This is a genomic window from Methylobacterium sp. Leaf125, from assembly GCF_001423085.1.
Classification (GTDB): domain Bacteria; phylum Pseudomonadota; class Alphaproteobacteria; order Rhizobiales; family Beijerinckiaceae; genus Methylobacterium.
Genome location: NZ_LMNU01000002.1, coordinates 106,240 through 131,681 on the forward strand (window position 1 = coordinate 106,240; position 25,442 = coordinate 131,681).

The 25,442-nt window shown below is 70.7% G+C and carries 21 protein-coding genes; 14 read left to right on the forward strand and 7 right to left on the reverse strand.

The features are described from left to right. Nucleotides 1-43 precede the first annotated feature (43 nt). The 4 genes from ASF58_RS06380 to ASF58_RS06395 form a co-directional block, all read right to left on the reverse strand. Nucleotides 44-478 (reverse strand): DUF305 domain-containing protein, encoded by a 435-nt coding sequence (locus ASF58_RS06380; RefSeq protein ID WP_055949157.1) that lies wholly within the window; start codon nt 476-478, stop codon nt 44-46. 55 nt (nt 479-533) lie between these two features. Then, nucleotides 534-3,704, reverse strand: a complete 3,171-nt coding sequence (locus ASF58_RS06385; RefSeq protein WP_055949160.1) for an efflux RND transporter permease subunit — start codon at nt 3,702-3,704, stop codon at nt 534-536. Between the two features lie 11 nt (nt 3,705-3,715). Then, entirely contained in the window at nt 3,716-5,443 is a 1,728-nt protein-coding gene (locus ASF58_RS06390; RefSeq protein WP_055949161.1) for an HlyD family efflux transporter periplasmic adaptor subunit, read from the reverse strand. A gap of 90 nt (nt 5,444-5,533) precedes the next feature. After that, the gene (locus ASF58_RS06395; protein WP_156375557.1) at nt 5,534-5,980 is read right to left on the reverse strand and encodes a hypothetical protein; all 447 of its coding nucleotides are present in this window, start codon (nt 5,978-5,980) and stop codon (nt 5,534-5,536) included. 219 nt (nt 5,981-6,199) lie between these two features. Between ASF58_RS06395 and cobF the strand changes: the two genes are divergently transcribed. Both cobF and ASF58_RS06405 read left to right on the forward strand, forming a co-directional pair. Further along, entirely contained in the window at nt 6,200-6,961 is a 762-nt protein-coding gene (gene cobF, locus ASF58_RS06400) for a precorrin-6A synthase (deacetylating) (protein ID WP_055949167.1), read from the forward strand. A 243-nt stretch (nt 6,962-7,204) separates the two neighbouring features. Next, on the forward strand, nt 7,205-8,482 hold the full coding sequence (locus ASF58_RS06405) for a hypothetical protein (RefSeq protein ID WP_156375558.1): 1,278 nt from the start codon (nt 7,205-7,207) through the stop codon (nt 8,480-8,482). An 88-nt stretch (nt 8,483-8,570) separates the two neighbouring features. Here the strand turns inward: ASF58_RS06405 and ASF58_RS06410 are convergent, their stop codons facing one another. Beyond that, on the reverse strand, nt 8,571-9,146 hold the full coding sequence (locus ASF58_RS06410; RefSeq protein WP_055949173.1) for a PAS domain-containing protein: 576 nt from the start codon (nt 9,144-9,146) through the stop codon (nt 8,571-8,573). Nucleotides 9,147-9,489: 343 nt separating this feature from the next. On the opposite strand from ASF58_RS06410, the gene ASF58_RS06415 reads away from it, so the two are divergent. From ASF58_RS06415 to ASF58_RS06455, 9 genes are all read left to right on the forward strand, one after another. Then, nucleotides 9,490-10,128, forward strand: a complete 639-nt coding sequence (locus ASF58_RS06415) for a ParA family protein (protein ID WP_055949176.1) — start codon at nt 9,490-9,492, stop codon at nt 10,126-10,128. Continuing rightward, nucleotides 10,112-10,438, forward strand: a complete 327-nt coding sequence (locus tag ASF58_RS06420; protein WP_055949179.1) for a ribbon-helix-helix domain-containing protein — start codon at nt 10,112-10,114, stop codon at nt 10,436-10,438. Before ASF58_RS06415 ends, ASF58_RS06420 begins: the two co-directional genes overlap by 17 nt. 367 nt (nt 10,439-10,805) lie before the next feature. Then, nucleotides 10,806-12,338: a septal ring lytic transglycosylase RlpA family protein gene (locus tag ASF58_RS06425; protein WP_055949182.1), complete on the forward strand. Its 1,533-nt coding sequence runs from the start codon at nt 10,806-10,808 to the stop codon at nt 12,336-12,338. Nucleotides 12,339-12,496: 158 nt separating this feature from the next. Then, nucleotides 12,497-13,723, forward strand: coding sequence for a D-alanyl-D-alanine carboxypeptidase family protein (locus ASF58_RS06430; RefSeq protein WP_055949185.1), 1,227 nt, complete (start codon nt 12,497-12,499; stop codon nt 13,721-13,723). Next, a complete protein-coding gene (gene tmk, locus ASF58_RS06435) occupies nt 13,720-14,448 on the forward strand; it encodes a dTMP kinase (protein ID WP_055949187.1) in 729 nt (242 codons plus the stop codon). The genes ASF58_RS06430 and tmk overlap by 4 nt, the downstream gene beginning before the upstream one ends. After that, complete coding sequence (locus ASF58_RS06440; RefSeq protein ID WP_055949249.1) at nt 14,438-15,502, forward strand: DNA polymerase III subunit delta'; 1,065 nt, start codon at nt 14,438-14,440, stop codon at nt 15,500-15,502. Before tmk ends, ASF58_RS06440 begins: the two co-directional genes overlap by 11 nt. A gap of 91 nt (nt 15,503-15,593) precedes the next feature. Then, nucleotides 15,594-17,168, forward strand: coding sequence for a methionine--tRNA ligase (gene metG / locus ASF58_RS06445; RefSeq protein ID WP_055949190.1), 1,575 nt, complete (start codon nt 15,594-15,596; stop codon nt 17,166-17,168). A gap of 92 nt (nt 17,169-17,260) precedes the next feature. Further along, nucleotides 17,261-18,040: a TatD family hydrolase gene (locus ASF58_RS06450; RefSeq protein WP_055949252.1), complete on the forward strand. Its 780-nt coding sequence runs from the start codon at nt 17,261-17,263 to the stop codon at nt 18,038-18,040. Between the two features lie 72 nt (nt 18,041-18,112). Next, nucleotides 18,113-18,925, forward strand: a complete 813-nt coding sequence (locus tag ASF58_RS06455; protein WP_055949193.1) for an MBL fold metallo-hydrolase — start codon at nt 18,113-18,115, stop codon at nt 18,923-18,925. A 128-nt stretch (nt 18,926-19,053) separates the two neighbouring features. Here ASF58_RS06455 and ASF58_RS06460 read toward each other — a convergent pair whose 3' ends face one another. Continuing rightward, nucleotides 19,054-19,908: an SGNH/GDSL hydrolase family protein gene (locus ASF58_RS06460; protein ID WP_082512873.1), complete on the reverse strand. Its 855-nt coding sequence runs from the start codon at nt 19,906-19,908 to the stop codon at nt 19,054-19,056. A 493-nt stretch (nt 19,909-20,401) separates the two neighbouring features. Continuing rightward, nucleotides 20,402-20,827 carry a hypothetical protein gene (locus tag ASF58_RS25630; protein ID WP_210166874.1) on the reverse strand — a complete coding sequence of 142 codons (426 nt, stop codon included), beginning with the start codon at nt 20,825-20,827 and terminating at the stop codon, nt 20,402-20,404. 166 nt (nt 20,828-20,993) lie between these two features. Here ASF58_RS25630 and ASF58_RS26485 point away from each other — a divergent pair, with 166 nt between their 5' ends. The 3 genes from ASF58_RS26485 (at nt 20,994) to ASF58_RS06470 (ending at nt 24,180) form a co-directional block, all read left to right on the forward strand. Continuing rightward, nucleotides 20,994-21,170, forward strand: coding sequence for a hypothetical protein (locus tag ASF58_RS26485; protein ID WP_162242030.1), 177 nt, complete (start codon nt 20,994-20,996; stop codon nt 21,168-21,170). Between the two features lie 176 nt (nt 21,171-21,346). Continuing rightward, nucleotides 21,347-23,167: a Mu transposase C-terminal domain-containing protein gene (locus ASF58_RS06465; RefSeq protein ID WP_162242031.1), complete on the forward strand. Its 1,821-nt coding sequence runs from the start codon at nt 21,347-21,349 to the stop codon at nt 23,165-23,167. After that, the gene (locus ASF58_RS06470; protein ID WP_055949198.1) at nt 23,167-24,180 is read left to right on the forward strand and encodes an ATP-binding protein; all 1,014 of its coding nucleotides are present in this window, start codon (nt 23,167-23,169) and stop codon (nt 24,178-24,180) included. Before ASF58_RS06465 ends, ASF58_RS06470 begins: the two co-directional genes overlap by 1 nt. Nucleotides 24,181-25,442 lie beyond the last annotated feature (1,262 nt).

The window sequence follows — 25,442 nt, forward strand, 5'->3', positions numbered from 1 at the left end:
CCGGTCCAGATAGAACCGCGACGCTTCCCGACCAGGGGGCGCGTCAGCGCGCGGCTGCCGGCGCCTCCGCCTCCTTGCGCTTCAGGATGGCCTGCATCTGCGCGATCTCGGTGTCCTGCGCCTTGACGATGCGCTCGGCGAGCGCGCGGACCTCCGGGTCCTTCGAGTATTGCAGGGCGACCCGGGCCATGGCGATGGCGCCGGCGTGATGCGGGATCATGCCGGCGGCGAAGTCGCGGTCGACGTCGCCGGAATAGCGGATCTCCATGTCGCCGTGCATGCGCATGGCGGCGTCCTGGAACGCCTTGGTGGAGGGGGAGGCGGCCCCGGCCTTGGCCGGCGGCGTGTGCGTGTGGCCCGGCGTGCCGTGGCCGTGATCGTGCCCGTCGCCGGCGTGATGGGGGTCCTCCGCTGCCGGGGCGGCGCCCGCCAGCGCGAGGAACGCGAGGGCGGCGAGCAGGTGGGGCGCGGTTCTCATGGGGGGTCTCCGTTCGCGGAAGGTCAGGACGGGGCAGGATCCCAACAGGACAGGTTCAGAACAGGGCCGGAGCGGGTGCCCCGGCGGCCTGGTCCGGCGCGGGGGCGCCCGCGGCCGGCGTAGGGGCAGCGCCCTGCGCCGCCTGCAGGCGGGCGAAGGCGCCCCGGCCGAAGCGCAGGACGAGGACGGGGGTGAGCACCGCGTCGAGGAGGGTGGCGCTGAACAGGCCGCCGAAGATCGTCACCGCGACGGGGTGGAGGATCTCCTTGCCGGGCGCCGTGCCGTCGACGAGGAGCGGCACCAGGGCGATGCCGGCCGCGAGCGCCGTCATCAGCACCGGCACCAGCCGCTCGTTGCTGGCCCGCAGCACCAGGGCCGGTCCGAAGGGCAGACCCTCGGTCAGCCCGAGGTTGAGGATGTGGCTGATCTTCAGGATGCCGTTGCGGGCCACGATGCCGGTGAGCGTCACGAAGCCGATCATCGAGGCGACCGAGAGGGGAAGCCCGGCGACGAAGAGCGCCGCGACGCTGCCGATGAGGGCCAGCGGCACGTTGCCCATGACGATGAGGGCCAGCACGCCGGAGCGGTAGCGGCTCGCCAGCAGGGCGAAGACCAGGGCGAGGGAGACGAGGCTGAGGAGCCCGATGGTGCGGGTCGCCTCCCCCTGCGCCTGGAACGCGCCCTCCAGGCTCGCGGTGATGCCCTGGGGCAGGGGGGTCCGCGCCAGGGTCCCGGCGATGGCGGCGGCCACCGCCGAGCCGTCGGCGCCGGGCCGGGTGTTGGCCTGGACGACGAGGCGCCGCCGTCCGTTCTCGCGCAGGATCTGGTTGGGCCCGTCGCGCTCGGTGATGTCGGCCAGCGCGTGGGCCGGGACCCAGCCGGTGGGCGTCTCGATGAGGAGGTCGCGGAGCGCCGCCACCGAGCGGCCGGATTCGGGCAGGCGCAGGGTGACGTCGTAGCGGCGCAGGCCGTCCACCAGGGTCGAGACCACCCGGCCGTTGGCCAGGCGGCTCACCGCCTCGACCACGGCACCGGGGGCGATGCCGTAGAGGGCGGCGCGTCCGGAATCGACCCGGACCTCGAGCTGCGGGATCCGGACCTGCTTCTCGACGGACAGGTCGGCGATGCCGGGAATCGTCTCGAACGCGGCCGTGAGGGCTTCGGCCGTGCGGCGCAGGCCGTCGAGGTCCTCGCCGAACAGCTTGAGGGCGATCTCGGCCCGGACGCCCGAGAGCATGTGGTCGAGGCGGTGCGAGATGGGCTGGCCGACATTGAGCGAGACCGGCAGCACGCCGAGGCGCGCCCGCAGATCCGCCACGACGGTCTCGCGTGGCCGCCCGCCCGGCTTCATCGCGATCTCCAGGTCCGAGGAGTGCACGCCCTCGGCATGCTCGTCGAGCTCGGCGCGGCCGGTGCGGCGCCCGACCTGGGCCACCTCCGGGATGTCCAGCACCAGCCCCTCGGCGATGGCGCCGATCCGGCTCGATTCGGTGAGGGAGAGGCCGGGCATGAAGGCGAGGTTGACGGTGAACGAGCCCTCGTTGAAGGCCGGCAGGAAGGCCCGCGGCAGCGTGGTGGCGGCATAGGCCGCGGCACCGACGCCCAGGATGGCGGCCGCCATCGCGGCGCGCTGGTGGCCGAAGGCAAGCGCGACGAGGCGGCTGTTGCCGGCCTTGAGCCAACGGATCAGCCGGCCCTCCGGCGCCTCCAGGGTCTTCAGGCCGGGGAGCAGCCAGGAGGCGAGGGCGGGGGTCAGGGTGAGCGAGACGAGAAGGCTCGACAGGATCGCGATGATGTAGGCCTGCCCCAGGGGCGCGAAGAGCCGGCCCTCGATGCCCGACAGGGCGAAGAGCGGCACGAAGACCAGGCAGATGATCACCGTGGCGTAGACGATGCCGGAGCGGACCTCGTTGGAGGCCGCCACGATCACCGCGAAGGCCGAGCGGGGCGTCCCCCCATTCAGGTTCTCTTGCCGGTTCTCGCGCAGGCGCCGCAGGATGTTCTCGACATCCACCACCGCGTCGTCGACGAGCTCGCCGATGGCGATGGCGAGGCCGCCCAGGGTCATCGTGTTGATGGACAGCCCCAGGGCGGAGAAGATCGCCGCCGTGGCCAGGATCGAGACCGGGATCGCCGTGAGCGAGATCAGGGTGGTGCGCGCGTTCATCAGGAAGGCGAACAGCACCACCGCCACCACGGCGACGGCCTCGAGCAGCACCTGCGCCACGTTGTGCAGGGAGGTCTCGATGAAATCCGCCTGCCGGAACAGCACCTTGTCGGCCTTGATGCCGGGCGGCAGGCTGGGGCCGAGCTGGGCCAGCGCCTCTTCCACGGTCTTCGTCAGCCGCACCGTATCGACGCCCGGCTGCTTCTCCACGGAGACGATGACGGCGGGCTTGCCCATGTAGCCGCCATCGCCGCGCCGGGGCCGGGGCGCGAAATCCACCTCCGCCACCTGCCGCAGGTAGACCGGCCCGCTCGGGGTGCCCAGCACGAGGTTGCGCAGGTCGTTGAGGTCGATGGTCCGGCCGATGGCGCGGATCAGCACCTCGCGGGCCCCCGCATCGGTGAAGCCGCCGCCCGCATTGGTGCCGAAGCCCTCCAGGGCCTGGGTCAGGCTGGCATGGGTGACGCCGAGCGCCCGCATGGCGGCGGGGTTCGGCGCCACCCGGAACTGGCGCACCGCGCCGCCGATCGGGATGACCTGCGCCACCCCGGGGATCGCCAGCAGGCGCGGCCGGATGGTGAAGTCGGCAGTCTCGCGCAGGCTCATCGGACTCGCGGTCTCGGAGGTCACCGCCACCAGCAGGATGCCGCCCATGATCGACGAGACCGGCCCCATCTGGGGCATCACGCCGGCGGGGAGTTCCGAGCGGGCCAGCGCCAGGCGCTCGGCCACGAACTGGCGGGCGCGGAAGAGGTCGGCATCCCAGGCGAATTCCACGGTGACGATGGACAGGCCGATGCCCGAGACCGAGCGCACCCGGGTGACCCCGGGCAGGCCGTTCATCCGGGTCTCGATCGGGTAGCTGACGCGCTGCTCGACCTCCGGGGGGGCGAGCCCCTCGGCCTCCGTCATCACCGTGACGGTGGGGCGGTTGAGGTCCGGCAGCACGTCCACGGGCAGGCGCGTGAGGGCGAGGAGCCCGGTCAGCACCAGGGCGGCGGCCAGCGCCACCACGAGCAGGCGGTTGCGCAGGGACTGCGCGACGATGGTCTCGAACATCGGGCGGCCCTTCAGCGGATCTGGTCGAGGAGTTCGGCGCCCTGGACGACGACGCGGCGCCCGGCCGCGATCCCGTCCTCCACCAGCATCCGGTCGGCATCCAGCGGCGCCACCCGCACCGGGCGGCCCATGAAGCGCTCGGCGCTGACATGCTCGTAGACGAGGCTGCCGCCCTCCGCCCGCACCACGCCGGAGCGCGCCACCGGCAGGCCGGGGCGGGCCTGGCCGACGGGCGCCAGCACGGTGACGAACTGGCCGAGGCGCAGGCCCTGCCCGTCGCCCGCGATGGCGAACTGGACCGGCACCGCCTGGTTTCGGTCGGCGAGGCCCGTGCCGCGATAGGCGAGCTGCAGGGTGCCGCCGTCGCCCAGCCGCGCGGTGGCCCGGCTTCCCTCGGCCAGCGCCTCGAAGCTCAGGGCCTCGACCCAGAGCTTGGCGGGATCGACGATGCGGTAGACCACCGTGCCGGGGGCCGCCATGGCGCCCGCCACCGCGTTCGCCTCGGCGATGACCCCGTCGACGGGGGCGACGAGGGATTCGGGCGCGCGCCGGATGGCGTCGAGGGCGGCGCGGCGGTCCCGCAGGCCGCCGAGTTCCGAGCGGGCATCGTCGAGCTGGGTCTGCGCCACCGCGCCGGTGGTGGAGAGCCGCTCGAAGCGCCCGACACGGCGCTCCAGGATGGCGATCTGCTGGTCGAGCTCGCCCTGGCGCTGGCGCATGTCGGAGACGTCCACCGCCTGGACCGGCGGGGTCACGGTGGCGAGCACCTCGCCGCGCGCCACCCGGGTGCCGAGGCGGGGAAAGCCGCGCTCCGGCGGCGCCAGCCGGCCGCCCACGGAGGATTGCACCACCCCGCTGGCATTCGGGTCGGGAATGATCCGGCCCGGCAGCTCGACGCTGCGGGTGACGGACGCCTCGGCCGTCAGGCCGGTGCGCAGGACCAGCAGGCGCTGAAGCGACTTCGGCACGAAGACCGAGCCGTCGGGCAGGCGCCGCGCCCGCTCCATCAGGGTGCCGCCGGTGAGCGCCGCTGGGGTGACGGGCGGTGCCTTGGCCTCGTGCGCGTGGCCCTCGTGCGCCTGTGCCGCGCCGCCGAGGAGCAGGGCCAGCACCAGGGTCGCCCCGACCGCCAGGAGGCCGACGAGGGCGGAGCCCGCGCGCCGCCGGCGCGCCAGGGCGAACACCCCGAGCCCCAACAGGAAGCCGCCGGCCGCCAGGGCCGCGGGGTTCTGCCGGGCGAGGCGATCGGCCAGCCCCGTGGCGGTGGCCGCGGCGGCGCCCGGGGCCGACGGCGCGGCGGCCGGAGCGTCCGCCGGGGCGGGCAGGTGGAGGTCCAGGTCGAGTAGATCGGTGCGGCCCTCGGCGGAGACGCCGACGACGAAGTCGTGGTCGTCCCCGGTCGCGAGCCAGGGCGCCGCGAGGCGGTAGGTGCCGGGCGCGGTCTCGGCGGCCTTGCGCCGGCCCTCGGGCGTCATCACGGCGACGCTCGCCGCCGGGACGGGCGCGTTGGTGGCGACGGCATCGAGGTAGAGCACCAGATCGGTGCCCTGCACCACGGCGACGAGCTCGAAGCGCTCGGAGACGGCCTCCGCCCGCGGGGCGGTGGCGGCCGGAGCCGGTGGCGCTCCCGTGCCATCATCGTGGCCCTCATGGGCGAGGGCGGGCCCGGACAGGGCGGGGAGCGCGAGGGTGACGAGGACGGCGAGCGCGCGCAGGGCGGCCGCGGGGCAACGGAGCATGGACCGGGATTCTTTCGCCGAGGAGCACGGAACGGCGTCCCGGCCTCGCGCCTCCATCGGGAAGCGCGAAAGCCGGGACGCAGGGCAGCGTCAGGCGTTGAATCTGGGCGGTTCGGGGAGGGCTTCCGGAACGACGTCCGTCCGGGCCGGGAGGGCGCGCGCCAGGGCGCGGTCGCCGGACCGGCGCGGGCCGGCGGCGTCGTCGCTGTCCGGGGCGAGCCCGGCCCCGGTACAGCAGGCGTTCGGGCTGCGGCAGCCGGCATTGCAGCAGGTGCCGTCGCAGGCGCCGGTGCTCAGCGCCTGGGTCGGGGCGGCCGTCAGCACCACGATGGTGCGGATCGCGACCCGCGGCAGCAGGATCCGGTCTTCGCCGCCGAGCCGGGCTTCGCTGCCGGGCCGGGCCTCGGCCGAAACGGCGGGGGAGGGGGCGGTCGCCGCGACGCCCGCGGCGTGCGGATGGCCCGCATGGGCCGCGGCGCCGGACGGCATGAGGCCGACCGTGATCAGGACGATCACCGCCGCGAGCCAGAGTGCCATGTGCCGGACGCAAGTCATGTCGACGACGTGCATAGCACACCGCGCAGGGCGCCGACAGACCGGTTCGCGTGCCCGGCGTGCCCGGGCCTCCCCCGGCTCGGGCTAAGGGGCTGGGAACGCACGGGGTTTCTCGCGGCGCCGGTTCCCCTCCCCCGCCGCATGCTCTAAGCGGGCGACCCGGAGGCACCGCCTTGAGGCGGCAGCGGAGGACGGCGCGCGATGAGAACTCTCCTGGTGATCGGGATCGGCACCGGCAATCCCGAGCACATGACGATCCAGGCGATCCGCGCCCTCAACACCGCCGACGTGGTCTTCGCCCTCGACAAGGGCCGCGCGAAGGCCGACCTGGTCGACCTGCGCCGGGAGATCTGCAACCGCTACCTCACGGAGAAGCCCTACCGCTTCGTGGAGGCGCAGGATCCCGAGCGCGACCGCAATCCCGCCGATTACGGCGCCACCGTCGAGGCCTGGCACGCCGCGCGGGCGGCGCTCTACGCGGCGATGATCGCGCGCGAGCTCGGCCCGGAGGGCTGCGGCGCCATCCTGGTCTGGGGCGATCCCTCCCTCTACGACAGCACGCTGCGAATCATCGACCGCATCCGGGCCCGCGGAACCCTGGACCTCGCCGTCCGGGTGATCCCGGGCATCACCAGCGTCCAGGCGCTCGCGGCCGGCCACCGCATCCCCCTCAACCGCATCGGCGGGCCGATCACCATCACTACCGGCCGGCAGATCGCCGGCGGCCTGCCCGCGGGCAGCGACGCCACCGTGGTGATGCTCGACGGCCGGCCCCGCTTCGACCATCTCGACCCGGACCTGACCATCTACTGGGGCGCCTTCCTGGGGACCGCCGACGAGATCCTGGTCTCGGGCCGCCTCGGCGACGTCGCCGCGGAGATCGGCGCCGTCCGCGAGGCCGCCCGCGCCCGGCACGGCTGGATCATGGACACCTACCTCCTGCGCCCGCCCGAACAGGCCTGAGGCCGCCTGCGGCATCGTCGACCGGCGGCGGGAAGGATCGTCCGGGCTCCGGCCCGGCCGACAGGGGATCCTCCCCCGTTGCGGGCCGGACACATCAACACAAATCCCTTTTCTCCAAGTCTGCCGCGGCGCGTGACTGTCCCGGGACTGGCAGGGTGTTTGCGTGAGACTGTGCAGGGCCAATAATCGGCCGATCCTGCCACGACGATGACGGTCGCGGATCGGGATCGGGAGGGCTTGCGGATGGCAGCGCACGGGGTTCGGGCGGACAGGTTCGGCGGGCGGGGGCCCGCCCGGCAAGGCCCCGCACGGCAAGGGCGGGCGCGGCTGCTCTCTGCGCGGCTTGTCGCCGGTGCCACCTGCGCCGTCCTGGCGGCCGCCGGGGCGCTTCCCACCCTCGGCTCGGCCTACACCGCCCTGTCCCTGCGCCTGGAGGAGCGCTTCCACACGCAGGTGCCCGGGCCCCCGGCGCGCATCGCCCTGGGGCCGCAGGGGCGCGACATCCGGTTCGCCGGGGAGATCGGGGCGGGGACGGCCGCGCGCCTCGGCGCCCTGCTCGCCGCCCATCCGGAGGTGACCCGGATCCATCTCACCAGCGAGGGCGGCCTCGTGGAGGAGGCGACGGCGATCGGCGACCTCATCGCCGCCCGGGGCCTCGCCACCTTCGTGCCGGACTACTGCGTCTCCGCCTGCACCCTGGCCTTCGTGCGCGGCACCGGGCGCGCCCTCGTGACGAACGGCCGGCTCGGCTTCCATGCCCCCTACGATCCGGGCCTGTTCGGACAGGTGGTGCAGGCCGACGCCTCGGCCGAGCGGGCGGCCTACGTGGCCGCCGGCGTCGACCCCGCCTTCGTCGCCGAGGCCCTCGCCGTGGCCTCCGACAGCCTGTGGATCCCCGAGCCCGCCCGCCTGATCCAGGCGCGGGTCGCCACCGAGCTGGTCGACACCGACCGCTTCCCCGATTCCACCCTCGACGACGATCCGAGTTCCGCCGGTGCCCGGGCGGCGATCCTGCGCGCCCTGCCGCTTCTCGGAGCCCTCGCGGGGCGGGGGGACGTGCTCGACGCGCTCGCGGCCGCCTATCTCGACGGCTACCGGGCCGGCCTGCCCGAGGGCGCGGCCCTCGACCGCCTGCGGGCCGGGGCCGAGCGCGCCATCGCCCGCATCCTGCGCGACGCCGACGACGCCTCCTGGGTCGCGACCGGCCGCGTCCTCCTGCGGGCGATGCGGGGCGCCGATCCGCAGGCCTGCCTCACCATCGGCGGGGAGGGCAACCTCCTGGCGGCGCAGGACGTCCTGGCCGACGACGCGGCGGCGACCGTGCTGGCCCGGGCGGCCGGGCAGGGGGCTCGCGCAGGGATGGCCGCGCCCGCGCCATCGGTCCGCCTCGCCCGGGACTGCGCCGGCTTGATCGCGGCCTACGCCGATGCCCTGGCGCGGCCCGGGGCCGGGCCGGTCCTGCGGGGGCTCGCGAACCGCCGGGTCCCGCCGACGCGGGAGGCCACGGCGCTGCCCCGCTGATCGGGCTCTTCGTGTTTTCCGGGCTCTTCGTGTTCTCCGGACCCCTCGTGTTTTCCGGATCCTTCGCTTCTTTCTCGGACCCTTGGCGTCAGTGCCGCTGGCCGTCCGGGCTGTCCCGGAGGTGGCGGGCGAGTTCATGGCCGATCTCCACCATCAGGCGATCGAGGAGCCGCGACAGGCCGGGCCGGGCGAGAGCGTCGGCCAGGCCCCGCAGGGCGATGGCGTGTTCGGCCATCCGGTTCACCGCATGCTGGTCCCGGGGCCCGTCCGCGCGGTCCTCGCTGAGGTCGAGGACGAGGCCGCGCGCCCGCGCCGGGTTCCCCGCGGCGTCGGGCTCGATGCGCCCGCGCAGGTCCAGCCGGCGCGGCCCGCGGGTGCGGAAGGCGACCGCGAAGGCGCCGCCCCGGGCGATCGCCGCCTGGAGGGCATTGTCGACCCGCGCGCGGTCCTCGTCGTGGATGCGGGAGAGGAAGCGCGCCAGCGGCACGCCCCGAACGCCCGCATCCGGCGACCAGCCGAGGGCCCGGGCGACCGGTGCCGAGACCACGAGGCGGTCCGTCCAGATCTCGTGCACCCAGGCGCCGACCACGCCCGAGGCGGCGAGGGCCGCCGGCAGGCCGCCGGGGATATCAGCCTCCGTCTCCGGTGGCGGGGATCGCATCATGGGCCTCCTCACCGGCAGGACCGAATCCACTGAAACGACCTGAGGTTGCCACGTCGGCCATACGCAGGGCTCGGCGTACGGCCACCGTAGAGCGGAAGCGCGGTGGCGAAAAGGGCCCGAGCGAAGTCATGGTGAAATTAGCAACCTGAGATTGCCTATCGAAAGTCCGTCCTCGCGCCGGGGCTTAACCGTTGGTTAACCATGATCGGCGACATCCGGGATCGCAGCATCCTTGGGTCACAGGACGGAAGGCCCCCGCCCCGTCCACCGGCGATCCAGACTGCCGGATCCGTCCGCCCCCACCGTCACCCGAACTCGTCGACGCTCGCGAAGGGATGCCAGGATGAAAGCCATCACGTTCGTCACCCAGAAGGGGGGCAGCGGCAAGAGCACGCTCTGCATCTCCCTGGCGGTCGCCGCCCAGGAGCGCGGCCTCTCGGTCTGCATCCTCGAGATGGACCGTCAGGCCACGATCAGCGACTGGCTCGACCATCGCACCGCCGAGGGCCCGGAAGTGGCGCAGATCGACGCGACGCAGATCGAGGGCGTGATGGCCCAGCTGCGCGAGTCCGCCTACGACTACGTCTTCATCGACACCCCCGGCGTCGATTCCGCCGGCACCCTCTCGGCGATCCGCGCGGCCGATCTCTGCATCATCCCGTGCCGCCCGACCCCGGCGGATCTGCGCGCCTTCAAGCCGACCCTGGCGGCGATCTACCGGCTCGAGAAGAAGTTCGCCTTCGTGCTGAACCAGACCCCGCCTCGCTCCTACCGCATCCGCGATGCCGCCGACGGCCTCGCCGTGCTCGGCATCCTGCCGGACGTGAACATCGTCGCCCGCACCGACCACCAGGACGCCATCGGCGTCGGCCAGGGCGTCACCGAGTTCAATCCGAAGGGCCAGGCCGCCTTCGAGGTGCGCAAGCTCTGGAGCTGGATCGAGAAGCGCATGCAGGTGAGCAAGCATGCCAAAGCCGCCTAAGCTGAGTCTCGCCTCCATCGTTGCCGCCTCGACTCCGCCGGGCAAGTCTCACCAGGGCCCCCACCAGACTGCCGAAATCGTCCAACTCGACACGGGTGCGCCCCCGCTGCGGCGCCCCAACGCCACCCTGAAGCAGCGCGCCCGTCAGATGTCGGTCTACCTGGAGCCGCCGGTCTACGATCAGCTGCGGGACATCGCCCATGCGGAGCGGGCCAAGATGCACGGCCTGATGCTCGAGGCGCTGGATCTGCTGTTCAAGCAGCGCGGCGCACGCTCGATCGACCAGCTCAACGAGCCGGACGGGCGCTGAGAACGAAAGACGAGCCCCGGCAGACGGTTGCTGGGGCTTCTCGATGTTCCGGATCAGCCGCGTTCGATGCGGTCCAGCCGCCTGCCTCGCTCGAAGGAACGAGGTTTTTCGCTGATCTGACGAAGACTTGCCGGGGGATCCTCATGCGGAGGATCCGCCCGGCCCGGTGGCCCCGGTTGCGGCTTGGTCCCGGGCGGAACGGCACCGGCGTTCAGCCTTCCTTTACGGCATTCGGACATTCTTGCTCGTCTCGGGAGCGGCCTACGGCGCCGATCCCGGGGGCTCGTCCGGTCCTGCTCTCGCCCGCCGGCGGTCCCTCTCGAACGTGTTGCGTGGATCAGGGCGGGGGCTGGGGCGGATCATCGCGATGGCGCGTACGACGAAGCCGGGACATCCGGGGCCGGCCCCGCTGCCGCTCTGGCGGCTGCTGGCGGTCTCGGCGGTGGCGCTCACCACCGCCAACTGCGCCCAGTCGCCCCAGAAGCTCGCGGGCGCCGCCGGAAGCGGCTCCAGCCTCGATCCGAAATACGGCGTCAAGGCCAGCCCGCGCCTCTACAACGAGGGCGACGTGATCCCGAAGGGGGGCGGCCGCCGCTTCTCGGGCAAGCCCTACGTGGTGGCCGGACGCACCTACGTCCCGCGCGAGGACGCCAAGGGCTATGTCCGCGAGGGCCTGGCCTCCTGGTACGGCTCGGCCTTCCACGGACGCATGACCGCCAACGGCGAGGTGTTCGACCGTCACTCGATCGCCGCGGCGCACCCGACCCTGCCGCTGCCGAGCTACGCCCGCGTCACCAACCTCGCCAACGGCCACTCGATGATCGTCCGGGTGAACGATCGCGGCCCCTATCACGCCAATCGCCTGATGGACGTCTCCGAGGAGGTGGCCGAGGCGCTGGAATTCCGCCGCAGCGGCACCGCGCGGGTCCGCGTCGAGTATGCCGGCAAGGCCTCCACCGCCGGCAGCGACGACCGCAAGCTCCTCGCCACCCTGCGCACCGACGGCCAGCCCGCCGCCATCCGTGGACCCTCGCCGGTCATGCTGGCCGATCTCGGCCCGGACGCGCCGCAGGTCTCCGCCGAGCGCCTCGCCCGGGCGAGCCGCCCCGCCCTGGCCTTCAAGGAGGCCGACGACCAGCCCGCGGCCGAGGCCGCCCCGGTCGCGGCGACCGAGGTGGCGCCGGTGCCCCATCCGGCCAAGCCTGCCCCCATCCTGGTGGCGAGCGCCGCCACCGTCGCGGTCCCGGCCGCGCTGCAGCCGACGGCGGTGCGGGCCGAAGGGTTCCGGCCCGTGCGGCATAGCCCGTCCGAGCCGCACCAGACCCTGGCCGCCGCCCGGCCCGCGCCCCTCAGCCTGACCCCGCCGCCGCTGCGGCTCGCCGGGGCACGGCCCGAGCCGCACGCCGCTGCGAGCCGCGTCGCCGCCGCGTCGCCCGCCGACCAGGGGCCGGCGAAGGTCGCCCACCTCGGCGGGGCGCCGGCCAAGGCCGATCCCCGCGCCGCCAGCGCCCGCTTCGCCGCCGCGACCCCGGCCCCCGCACCCAAGGCGGCCCCCGTCAGGCTGTCGGCTGCCGGACCCAAATCGGCCCTCCAGCCCGGCACCGCCCGGATGGTGGCCGCCAAAACCCCTTCCGAGGCCAAACACGCTTCGGAGACCAGGACCGCCTCGGAGTTCAAGGCCGCGCCCAAGGCCGTCGCCGTCGCGAAGGCCGGTCCGGTCGGCAAACCCGCCGGCCCGGCCGCCGTCCTGGCCCGGGGGCCGTCTCCGGCCCAGGGGATGTCTCCGGCCCAGGGGACGTCCCCGACCAAGGCCACGCTCCCGGCCAAGGCCGCGGCGCGCACGGCCGTCGCCGCCAAGGCGCCGGCCCGGACGCGCGCCCAGTTCGCCGAGGCCCGCTGAGACGCGCGCCGAGCCGGCACGCGGCGCATCCGCACCCGTCGGGACCCATCGACGCGCGATGGGTCATCGCACGTGATTTGGGTTCGATCTCGGCGGCAAATACCTGTAACGTCACGCTTGATCGTGGGGGCGATGAACGGGTGGGCGTGGGACAGGCGATGAGTGTGAGAGTGGTCCTCGCGGGTCGGAACGGAGCGGGCCGCGCGGCGGTGTCGGGGCTGGTCCTGGCCGCGGCGCTGAGCCTGTTCGCGGCGGGCTCCGCCCTGGCCCAGAGCTTCCAGACGGCGGCGCCCCACGCGATCCTGATCGATGCCGATTCCGGCTCGGTGCTGTTCGAGAAGGGGGCCGACGAGCTCTTCTCCCCGGCCAGCATGGCCAAGCTGATGACCACCGAGATCGTGTTCAACGAGATCCGGCAGGGCCGGCTCACGATGGAGTCGGAGTTCCAGATCACCGAGGACGCCTGGCGCCGGGGCGGGGCGGGGGGCGGCGGCTCCTCGATGTTCGCGCAGCTCAACAGCCGCATCAAGCTGTCCGACCTGCTGCGCGGCCTGATCGTGCAGTCGGGCAACGACGCGGCCATCGCCATCGGCGAGGGCATCGCCGGCTCGGAGGAGAATTTCGGGCGGATGATGACGGCGCGGGCACGGGAGATCGGGCTGACGCGCTCGACCTTCCGCAACGCGACCGGCTACTCGGCCCCCGACCAGAAGGTGACCGCCCGCGATCTCGCCAAGCTCGCCCTGCACCTGATCGAGACCTACCCGGACCTCTACAAGATCTTCGCCGAGCGCGAGTTCACCTGGAACAAGATCAAGCAGCAGAACCGCAACCCGCTGCTGACGCTCGATATCGGCGCCGACGGGCTCAAGACCGGCTACCTCGAGGAATCCGGCTACGGCCTGACGGGCTCGGCGGTGCAGAGCGGGCAGCGCCTGATCATGGTGGTGAGCGGGTTGAAGACCGCCCGCGACCGGGCGGCGGAATCGCGCAAGCTGATGGAGTGGGGCTTCCGCGCCTTCGAGCCGCGCCAGATCTTCGCCGCCGGCGAGACCGTGGCGGAGGCCTCCGTCTACGGCGGCGCGGCGGGCAGCGTGCCCCTGGTCGCCAAGAAGGCGGTGCGGGTTCTGCTGCCGCGCGGCTCCGGCGACAAGATCTCCGCCCGGGTGGTCTATCAGGGGCCCCTGGTCGCCCCGGTCGCGCAGGGCCGCGAGATCGGTCGCCTGCGCATCACCCGCGGCGACACCCAGGCCCTCGACCAGCCGCTCTATGCCGCCGACACGGTGGAGGCCGGCACCCTCCCGCAGCGGGCGCTCGACGCGGCCTGGGAGGTCGGCACCGGCCTGTTCCGCAAGGCGTTCGAGAAGGCCGGCGCGAAATCGTGACGGCGCCCGGGACGGGGGGAGGGACCTTCATCACCTTCGAGGGCGGGGAGGGGGCCGGCAAGTCCACGCAGATCCGCCGCCTCGCCGCCCATCTCCGTGCCGAAGCCGGCCGCCCCGTGCTGACGACGCGCGAGCCCGGCGGCTCGCCCAGGGCCGAGCGGATCCGCGAGGCGCTGCTGGCGGGGCTGGCCAAGCCCTACGGCCCCTTCGCCGAGGCGCTGCTGTTCTCCGCCGCCCGGATCGACCACCTCGACACCCTGATCCGCCCGGCGCTGGCGCGGGGCGAGATCGTGCTCTGCGACCGCTTCGCCGATTCCACCCGGGCCTACCAGGGCGCGGCCGGCGGCCTGGATCCGGAGGTGCTGGGGCCCCTCGAGGGCGTCGTCGTCGGCCCGACCCGGCCCGACCTGACCCTGATCCTCGACTGCGAGCCGGAGCTCGGGCTCGCCCGCGCGCGGGCGCGCCGCGACGCGGGGTCCGACGGCGCGGTCGACCGCTTCGAGGCCGAGGCCCTGGCCTTCCATGCCCGCCTGCGTAACGCCTTCCTCGCCATCGCGGCGGAGGAGCCGGCACGCTGCGCCGTCGTCAACGCCGCCCTGCCCGCCGATGCCGTCGAGGCCGCGATCCGCGCCGTCGTGGCCGAGCGCCTGCCCGGAATGCTGCCGGCGCAGACTCATGGCCGGAGCGACGATCGCCCCGGGACGGAGCACGGCGATGCGGCCTGAGCGCGCCCCCGAGGATGTCGAGCCCGGCGACCTGACGGAAGTCCCGCGCCCGCGCGAGCAGGCCGATCTCGTCGGCCATGCCGAGGCGGAGGCCGCCTTCGTCGAGGCGATCGCCTCCGGTCGCCTGCACCACGCCTGGCTCATCGGCGGCCCGCGCGGCATCGGCAAGGCGACGCTGGCCTACCGGGTCGCCCGCTGGCTCATCGCCAATCCGGCGGCGCAGGGGGCGCCCGCCAGTCTCGCCGTCGCCCCGGACCATCCGGCGGCGCGCCAGGTCGCGGCCCTGTCGCATCCCAACCTCGTGGCCCTGCGCCGGACCCGGGCGGCCAATGCCAAGACCCTGGCGACCCGGATCTCGGTGGATGCGGCCCGCGGCGCCCTCGCGCTGTTCGGCTCCACCGCCGGCAATGCGGGCTACCGCATCTGCATCGTCGACAGCGCCGAGGACCTCAACGCGAACAGCGCCAACGCGCTCCTGAAGATGGTGGAGGAGCCCCCGCCCCGCTGCCTGTTCCTCATCGTCAGCCACGCGCCCGGCCGGCTCCTGCCGACCATCCGCTCGCGGTGCCGGGCCCTGACCCTGCGCCCGCTGGCGGAGGCCGACGTGGCGCGGGTGATCGGCGGCTTCGCGCCCCCCTTCGTGCAGCCCGCCCCGGAGGCGCTCGCCCGGGCGGCGCAGCTCGCGGAGGGCTCGGTCGCCGAGGCCGTCGCCCTGCTCGATCCCGCCCGGGCCAACCTCGTGGCGGAGGTCGAGACCCTGCTGGCCCGGCTCGACCCTCCCGACTGGCGCCGCATCCTGGCGCTGGCCGAGAAGCTCAGCGGGCGGGACTCCGACGAGCTCTTCGCGGCGAGCCTCGACACGGTGTTCCGCTTCGTCTCGGCCGAGCTCGACCGGCGCCGGCACGAGTCGCCCGCCCGCCTTGCGGCCCTGGTCGAGGTATGTGACAAGATCGCCCGCGCCGCGCGGGAGGCCGCGACCTACAATCTCGACCGCCGGCCGCTGGTCCTGTCCCTGTTCGGCGACCTGGCGGGCGCGCTCCGCGACGCCGCCTGAGGCGGCATGGTCGTCTCCCGCCGTCCTGTGATCCCGGGACCCGATTCCGGGACCTGATCCTGTGAACCCTGTATCCGGGGAACCCCTCGACGTGACCGCCACCGACCCGGCAACCGCGAAGACCTTCGGTCTCTCCACCGCGATCTCCTATCCCAACGGCGCCCCGCATATCGGCCATGCCTACGAGGTGATCGCCACGGACGCGATCGCCCGCTTCAAGCGCCTCGACGGCTACGACGTGCTGTTCTCCACCGGCACCGACGAGCACGGCATCAAGATCCAGCAGACGGCGGCCAAGGCCGGGATCACCCCGCGCGCACTCGTCGACGACATGTCCGCGCGCTTCCGGGCCATGGCCGAGGCCCTGGACTGCAGCCACGACCGCTTCATCCGCACCACCGAGCCCGCGCACGCCGCCGCCGCCCAGGAGCTGTGGCGCCGGATGGAGGCCAACGGCGACCTCTACCTGTCGAAATATGCCGGCTGGTACTCGGTGCGCGACGAGGCCTACTACGCCGAGGACGAACTCGAGACCGGTCCCGACGGCGTTCCCGTGGCCAAGGCCACCGGCACGCCGGTGACCTGGATGGAGGAGGAGAACTTCCTCTTCCGGCTCTCGGCCTACCAGGATCGGCTCCTCGCCCTCTACGAGGCGCAACCAGACTTCATCGGCCCCGAGACCCGGCGCAACGAGGTCGCGAGCTTCGTGCGCTCCGGCCTCAAGGACTTCTCGGTCAGCCGCACCAATTTCGACTGGGGCGTGCCGGTGCCGGGCCACCCCGACCACGTCATGTATGTCTGGGTCGATGCCCTGACGAACTACCTCACCGTCACGGGCTTCCCCGACGCGGCCGACCCGCGGGCGAGATTCTGGCCGATGGACCTGCACGTCATCGGCAAGGACATCGTCCGCTTCCACGCGGTGTACTGGCCGGCCTTCCTGATGTCGGCCGGCCTTCCGCTGCCCACGCGCGTCTTCGGCCACGGCTTCCTGCTCTCCAAGGGCGAGAAGATGTCGAAGTCGCTCGGCAACGTCGTCGACCCGATGGACCTGATCGCCACCTACGGGGTCGACGCGGTGCGCCACTTCGTGCTGCGCGAGGTGCCCTTCGGCGGCGACGGCAACTACAGCCACGAGGCGATCATCACCCGCTACACGGCGGACCTCTCGAACGGCCTCGGCAACCTCGCCCAGCGCTCGCTCTCGATGATCGCCAAGAACCTCGGGGGGACGGTTCCCGAGCCCGGCGCCTTCACGGAGGACGACCGGGCGCTGCTGGCCCTGGCCGACGGGCTGCCCGCCACCGTGCGGGCGGCGATGGACAAGCTCGCCCTGCACACGGCGCTGGCCGAGATCTGGGCCGTGATCACCGCCGCCGACCGCTACTTCGACGCGCAGAAGCCCTGGGTCCTGCGGAAATCCGATCCGGTCCGGATGGCGGCCTCGCTCTACGTCGTGGCCGAGACCCTGCGGGCCATCGGCATCCTGGTGCAGCCCTTCATGCCGGGCTCCGGCGCCAAGCTCCTCGACCTCCTGGCCGTGCCGGCGGACCGGCGCCGGCTGGCCGATGTGGGGGAGGGCGGTCGCCTCGTGCCCGGTACGCCGCTCCCCGCCCCCGTCGGCCTGTTCCCGCGCTTCGTCGAGCCGGAGGCGCCGTCGGCGTGAGCCGCGGTGTCAACCGCGGCGACTTCCCCGGCCTCTTCCACGGCGACTTCCACGACGTCCTGCCCACCCCACCGTTTTCCGAGCCTCGCCTCATGCTGGTCGACAGCCACTGCCACCTCGATTTCCCGAATTTCGCGGCGGATCTGCCCAACGTCCTCGCCCGCGCCCGGGCGGCCGGGGTGACCCGGATGGTCACGATCGCCACCCGGGTGGCCAAGGCCCGGACCTACGAAGCCCTGTCGGAGGCCAACCCCGAGATCTGGCACACCATCGGCACCCACCCGGACGGGGCGGGCGACGAGCCCGATGTGCCGACCGAGGCCATCGTGGCGCACACGCATCACCCCCGCTGCATCGGCATCGGCGAGGCGGGCCTCGACTTCCACTACGACAACGCCGCCCCCGAGGCGGTTCAGGCGCGCGTCTTCCGCCGTCACATCGCGGCCGCCCGCGAGACCGGCCTGCCGCTGGTCATCCACGCCCGCGACGCCGATGCGGAGATGGAGGCGATCCTGGTCGACGAGATGGGGCGCGGCGCGTTCACGGCCGTCCTGCACTGCTTCTCGTCGGGCGCGCGCCTGGCCGAGGTCGGCGTCGAACTCGGCTTCTGCGTGTCCTTCTCCGGGATCGTCACCTTCCGGCGCTCCCACGACCTGCGGGCGATCGCCCGGTCGATCCCACCCGACCGCCTCCTGGTGGAGACCGACGCCCCCTTCCTGGCCCCCGAGCCGCATCGCGGCCGCACCAACGAGCCGGCCTACACGGCGGACACCGCCCGCTCCCTCGCCCAGACCCTCGACATGGATCCGGCGGATTTCGCCGCGCTGACGACGGCCAATTTCCACCGCCTGTTCCACAAGGCCGCGGCCTGAGCCGGGCAGGGGGCTCGGATCGGGCGTGACAGGCCCCCGCCCCCTCCGATACCAACGGGGGCGGAGGTGCCGATGGGCGCATTGCGATTGACGATCCTCGGCTGCGGCTCGTCCGGGGGCGTGCCCCGTGTGGGCTACGGCTGGGGCGCCTGCGACCCGCAGGAGGCACGGAACCGGCGCCGGCGCTGCTCGCTCCTGGTAGAGCGGCAGGACGGCGACGCGGAGAGCGCCGCCACCACCCTCCTCGTCGACACCGCGCCGGACCTGCGCGAGCAGCTGCTCGACGCGGCGGTGAAGCGCCTCGACGCGGTGCTGTTCACCCATGCCCATGCCGACCACACCCACGGCATCGACGACGTCCGGCCCCTGGTCATCCACATGCGCCGGCGCATCCCGGTCTTCGCCGACGCCCGCACGCGCAGCCTTCTGGAGGCCCGGTTCGGCTACTGCTTCGAGACGCCCCCCGGCAGCGAGTATCCGCCGATCCTCGACATGCACGACCTGGCGGACGGGGAGGCGACGGTGGTGGACGGGCCGGGCGGCGCGATCACGGCCCTGCCCTTCGGCATGGAGCACGGCAACGAGGCGGCCCTCGGCTTCCGCTTCGGTCCGGCGGCCTACGCGCCCGATGTCAGCCTGATGCCGGAGGCGTCGCAGGCGCGGCTGCACGGCCTCGACCTGCTGATCATCGATGCCCTGCGGGAAACCCCGCATCCGACCCACTACTCGGTCTCGGATGCCCTGGCGCTGATCGAGACGGTGCGCCCGCGCCGGGCCATCCTGACCAACCTGCACACGGATCTCGACTACGCCACGCTGAGCGCTAAGCTGCCGCCGAACGTCGTGCCGGCCTATGACGGCTTAAGCGTCACGCTGGATCTCTAGGCCCTTTGGATCTCTCGGGACTTTGGATTTCTCGGGACTTTGGATTTCTCGGCACCCCGGATCTCTCGGCATACCGGATCTCTCGGGAGGAGGGCGCTCCGCCGCCTCCCCCGATCCCCGCGCCGGCCTCAGTTCTGGCTGCCGGCGTCCGGCGGCAGGCCCGCATTGGCCAGGAGCTGAGCCGTGGCGGCGCGGGCCAGGCGGTCGTAGCCGGCATCGGTCATGTGCAGGCCGTCGGGACCGATCATCTGGGTTGGGGTCAGCAGCCCCTGGGCGGCCCAGGCGCGCATCAATGCATTGCGGCGGATCACCGGCACGTTGAGCTCGGTGGCGATGGCGTGCAGGGCGGCGCCGTAGGCCTCGGCCCCGTCGGTGGTCGAGAGCTTCTTGCACCATTGCTGGTCCATCAGGACCACGTCGGCGCCGGTGGCCCGCATGGCGAGGATCCCGGCGCGGGTGAGTTCGGTGAAGCGCTCCACGCTGACGCCGCTCATGGGGTCGTTGCTGCCGGTCTGCCAGATCACGAGGTCCGGCTTGTCGGCGAGCACGTCGCGCTCCAGCCGCCGGGCCATGGCCTCGGAATCGTCGCCGCCCTTGCCGCGGTTCAGCACCGTGACGGCGGAATGCGCGGCGCCCATCGCGTCGAGACGCGCCGTGAGGTCGCGCTGGAGCTGGGCCGGGTAGGTGGTGGCCGCCGAGGAGGCGCCGGAGCCCTCGGTCGAGGACGAGCCGAAGGCCACGATGCGGACGGCCTGGCCCTGGGCGATCAGGCCGGCCAGACGGGGCAGGCGGGCGAGGGCCCGGCGCGGCATCGCCGTCCGGACGAGCGGTCGGGCCGTCTCCGGTGCGGCGGCCTGGGGCGGCTGCACCAGGACGGTGCGCTGCGGCTCGGCCTGCGCGCGCCCCGGCGTGCCGGTGGCGAGCGCAACCGATCCGACGGCCAGCAGGACCAGGCTCAGGGCAGCGGAGGGGCGCGCAAGCATCGGCATCGCATTCGCTTCGGAGAGGATCGATCGCTTCGGAGAGGATCGATTCGGATGGGCATCCGCTCGAATGGTGCCCGGTATCATGTATTATGGGGAGGAATTGTGTCGTCCGCCAGCGGTTTAGCACCCCGGGCGGCCGTTGCGCGCCGGAGAACTGGCAACGGCGTGAATCGGCCGTGTGGAGATTGCATGAATACGGGGTGTCGGGAATGGGTGAACCCTTCGTAGCCTGAGGCCCCTGCCCCGGTCCGGTGGGTTCTGGTTCCATAATATATCTTATGCGAACGGCGTTCCCAGGTCCGAACCAGGGTCTGAGCTGGGGCGAGCGAGCGAAATTGGCGGCGCGCTTGTCACCGCTAATTGGCGGATGATTGAGAAACCCATTTAACATCAGGGCGTTACGGGACCCTGATTGGGCACCCCTCCCCGTTCGACGTCTCACCGCCAGTTATGTGTAACCTGTTGATGATAATAGATTTTTTGAGGACCCCTACCGTTTGGCGTCATCGATTGGGGCACCGTTTGGGGAACCCTCGTCCTCGTTCTCGTCGTTCAACGGCTCCTGAAGCTGCCTTTCACGCTCATGGTCGTAGGCTCGCGCAACAAAGTGAGCGACGGTTCCAGCATCCTTCCATAATTCCTGCGAGCTGCGCTCTGGCCCCGAGTAAGGAACTAGGGTCATTGAGCGATCAGCTAGAAAATCGTGAGTAGGAAGGTGATGTCCTACAGTATCCAGCAGCGCTCTTCTCAGAGGAAGATACTCGATCTTGAAACTTTCCTCCTTGACGTAGAATGGGTCGAGTCCAAGCTGCGCGCATAGCTTCAGGTAAACTAATGCTGGCATTTCAGTTCTACGAGAGAAGTAGTTCTGTAGAGACCGATACGGTACGCCGGTGAGGCGGGAAAGGTCGGTCAACTTAACCGACCTTTTCTGCATCGCTTCTCGGAGCGTCGCTACGATTTCAACCTGCGACCAATCGGGCATTGCAAAGCACCACATTCGGTGTATGTATGACCACATGCACCACATTAGACACACAATCACACTTACCATCCCAGCTTCCGAAGAGCTGGATAGGGCGGTGCGTGCTGCCTTCATCGCTAAGGGCACCACGCTCAATGCCTGGTGTACGGCCAACGGCATAGCTCGGCAAACGGTCGATAAGGCATTGAAAGGCCAGCGCCGTAGCGATCGATCCAGACAGATCGTGAAGCAGCTTCTTCGAGACGCACTCGGTATCGAAGAGCTTGCTGCGTGACGGACTTCCTGTCCACAACGACGCTAGCATCGCTCGCTGGCATAACGCCGAGGGCGATGAAAAAAGCGCTTCGCTCCCTCTCCAGAGGCGAATGGGCCTCATGGCGCGGAGCTCAGCTTGTAATCCGGCAGGTGCATGGTCGGGGTGGCAAGAGTGGTGCCCGATACGAGGTTCGAGTGGATAGCCTTCCACTCGAAATCCAACTGCGGGTGGGAGCGGGTGAGCCGCCCCTTTATGATACGTCCAACTCCTCATCAAAGGCTGTTGAAGCTGCCACTTGGTGGGCTCAGTTTCTTCGACCCATTCTGAGCCTCCCTAAGGGCTCGCGTGAGCGCCGCGCGGCAATATCTACGCGGGCTGGCGTCGAAGTGTGTGGTCCGCAAAGCAAATGGTTCGCACCAAGCCTGCGTGACATCGAGCGCAAGGTCAAAAAGGCTGAGGATCACGGCCTGAAGGGCCTGATGCGCAAGCGCCGCGAGACGAAGCCGGAAAGCCGGCTGATCCTGACGAAGCGTTGGGACGCTGCTACCGCCGGCCTAGATGATGCCTTGCGCGCCGAGATCGCCCGCGAGGTGCGCCAGCGCATCCGCGACTTATGGGGCGGCGGCGCGGCCTACAGCGTCGTCCAGCGCCTCGCCGGCGAATACCTCGCAGACCTCACCCTCAAAGCCGGGATCGGCGCCACCTTCGCCGAGATCATGCCGGCGTGCGAACTGCCCAAGGGCGTCGTCGAGGCTGGCCGCAATGCCCGGCGCGTCCATCAGTACCGCACGGACATCAAGGCTTGGGACGATCAGCGCCCACGCGTCCGCCTCACCTCGGCCGGGCTCGCGCCGATGGAACTCGTCTTCGGCGATGTCCATCATTTCGACGTGTATGTCGCGAGGCCCGACGGCACGCTGGCGACGCCCAAGGGCATTGCCTGGCTCGATGCCGGCACCCGGCGCGTGCGCATAGACCTCGTGCTCTGTGAGCCCGGCACGGCGATCCGCAACAGCGACGTGATCGACAGCTTCATCCACATGACGCAGGACCCGCACTGGGGCATGCCGGCGAAGCTCTACCTCGACAACGGCTCCGAGTACGGCTTTGCCGAGTTCCTGCCGGATGCCTTGAAGCTCGCCGGCTTGGACTGCAAGGACTTCGGCCGGGGCAGGGCGCTGATCCGGGCGACTGCCTACAACGCGGCAGCCAAGGGCATCCTCGAAGGCTCGTTCCGCGTCATCGAGCAGACGATCCTCTCGGCGGTGCCCGGCTACATCGGCGGCGACCGCATGAACTCCCGGCGGGCCAACCTTGGCAAAGCGCCCTCCCCGTTCAACGGCAGTTTCGACGACTTCGCCCACGACTTCGTCGGGCTGCTAGCCTTCTACAACACGAAGCGGCAGACCGGCGACCTCGCTGGGCGCTCGCCCGAGCAAGCCTACGCGCAGGCGGTCGCCGCCGGCTGGCAGCGCACCGACGTGGACGAACTAGCGCTGATGACGGCCTTTTCGATGGAGGCCAGGCGCACGGTCCAGGACGGCAAGATCCGCATCGGCGGGGAATGGTTCTACTGCGACGAGCTGGCCCGCCATACCGGCGACAGTGTCAGCGTCCGTCTGCCGAAGTACCTGTGCTGGCCGGCCGTGCCGGTGTTCACGACGAAGGGCGAACTTATCGGCATCGCCCTCCCCGACCCGGTTTATTCTCGCCTCGATCCGGCCGGGGCCTCAGAGGCCGCCCGCCGCAAAGGCGTGGCTCGCGATGCGATCAGGGCCGAGGCGGCCGACCTCAACCGGATCGATGTGAAGGCTGAGATGATTGCCTCCGGCCGCCGTCAGTCCGCGCCACCGGTGCCGGCGAGCAAGGGCACAATCGAGCTGGGCAGGGACCGCGCCGAGATCGGCCGGCGCATCATGGAGAGCCCGACCGAGCGGCGTGACCGCGACCGCGAGGAGAAGCAGGCCAAGCTCAAGGCCACCCTGGAACGCACTGCACGCTTCAGAGGCTTGTAATGAACGACCTCACCCCCACGCTCGATCCGAAGTACGCCCACCTCCCCCTCTACCTTCAGCGCGGTATCCTCCAGCGCAAATTGGAGCGCGAGGAGGAAGAGCGCGAAGAGCGCAGGTATCAGGAGAGCATAGCACAAAGGCGAGCGCAGATTGCCGCAAAGCGTGCAGCCAAAGCCGTTCAAGAAGAGGCGTTCGAGGCGCGTCGTCAATCGCATCTCAGCCGGGACACCCCGTTCGTCATGACCTCGGCAGCCAATGTCGTGCTCGACACGATCGACCGCTGCGTACGCTTCGGACACAACGGGCTCATCATCGGAGCACCTGGTGTCGGCAAGACGCGTGCGCTTGAAGAGGCGTTACGCCGCTCGCACACGTTGGAAGGGCCGCCCGTTGGCCTGGTGACTGTCACCGGGGTGATGGGCAACTCGACCATGGCGCTGCTGGAGGAGGTCGCCCCTCACGTGGGTGTGCGTACCGTCTATGGCGTTGCTGCGACGCTGAAGCTCCTGTGCAGCCGGGCCAGCGAATTTCCCGTCCTGTTGTTCGACGAGGCGCAGAACCTAAGCCTCCGCGCGGTACGCGACCTGTTAGCGATCAGCGAGCAGGCCCGCGTCCAGATGCTGTTCCTCGGCAACGACGAGGCGCTGAAGTTCGTCCATTCACAGAAAGCCGCCATTCAGCAGATCGCCCGGCGTATGCCGATCCGCGAAGAGATCGACTGCATCCTCGATACGGACGCGGATTTGCTCGCCGGCCAGTATGCCGTCGAGGACCCAGAGGCGCTCCGGTTGTGCCGTGCCCTCGCCGAGACTCACCATGCGGACGGCATCGGCAAGGTGCTGCCCATTGCCCGTGCCATCGCTGAGGCGGCAGGCAGCCGAACGGTCGACGTCGATCATCTGCGCGAGGCGTTGGCACTCTTCCCGCACTTCCTGCGTGACCAAGCGAAAGCCAAGGCAACCCCGCAGCTCGAACGGCAAAGCAGCTTCAAGCGCCTGCCGAAACGGCGCTGACCCCCTCCCCCCTTCATTGCGTACCCCGCGCCGAGCTTGAGCCGGCCGGTCTCCCTCCCGTCAGAAAGGCCGTCTCCGATGAACGAGCACGTCAATCCGAAGCACATGCCCATCATGGCGATCAACGAGGCGGGCGAGCGTCATCCGCTTCGGTTCGGTCCCAAAAAGCGCCACACCGCCGGCACGCTTCGTACGAGCGACGGTCCAAGGGTCAGGAAGCCTGCGTGCCCGTGATGCGTCGCTCGGTAGGGGAAAGCCATCGGCATCGGCGACGCCTTGAACGACCTCGCCGGATTGTTCAACATGGCGTTGCACATCCCGGCTCCTCGTATGCCTTTTCAACATTAAGCCGCCTCAGTGCCCCAAAAATGGGTTTTCCCGTTTGAGCAGCGTTTGCACTCCGTATATGGCTTGTAATGCGAGCGCAGAATTCGCCTACGGGCGGCCGTTCGGCCATCCCCGCGTATGCGGGGTGTGGGAGGGGATTACGGCCCACCGCTCGCATTCATTGCTTCGGAAATCCTTTGCGATAGTTCGGTTTCACCCTGTCTAGAGCCTGATGCTTGGTGCCCACCATAGGGGACGGTCTCAATCCTTTGCAGGCGATGGAAAGGTCTCTTTCCAGGTTGCCGAGCAATATGGAGAATGCGGCCAAGCTGAGTGGCATTGTACTGTCTTCTTCCGAGCGGAGCGGTACACAACTCCGCTGTTCGTCCCTGGCCCACCTTGACCAAAATGTTTTACTATTGCGCACAATGGGCAACGTGGAAAAGGCTTTTGCCAATGTCTTAGAACTGATTGTCCGCCACCTATTCCCCGACATATGGAAAGCTGACGCGGTTACCGGACGGCAATTCCCTTTTCGGTTGTCGATTTATGTTGAATAGCCTCGACAGTCAGGAAAACGATCGAATACCTGACGCTCAAACTCGTCAGGAAAGGCTGCTTGGAATTCAAAAACCCAGCAATTAGGTCGCAGTGCGGTTGAGCTAATCCAAGATCGCTTTCGTAAGTACAATTATGAAGCCTGCTCGTTGCGAAGTTGTACTCCGGGCTTAACCCACGTCTGCGCCCTAACGCCCGAAACCGTCCGCCAGAACTGCGGCCTGTTATTCGTCATCTGGCCTGCCCCCTGAAAAGTGGTCCTCCCTGAGGTATGGCTTTGAGCCATGTTGGAGTTGACCCCGTTTGTGGTCCACGGCCTATGCAAGTTCTCGGGCTGTGACAGCTTGGTTGGCGAAGGCTCGGGGCGTCAAGCCGCC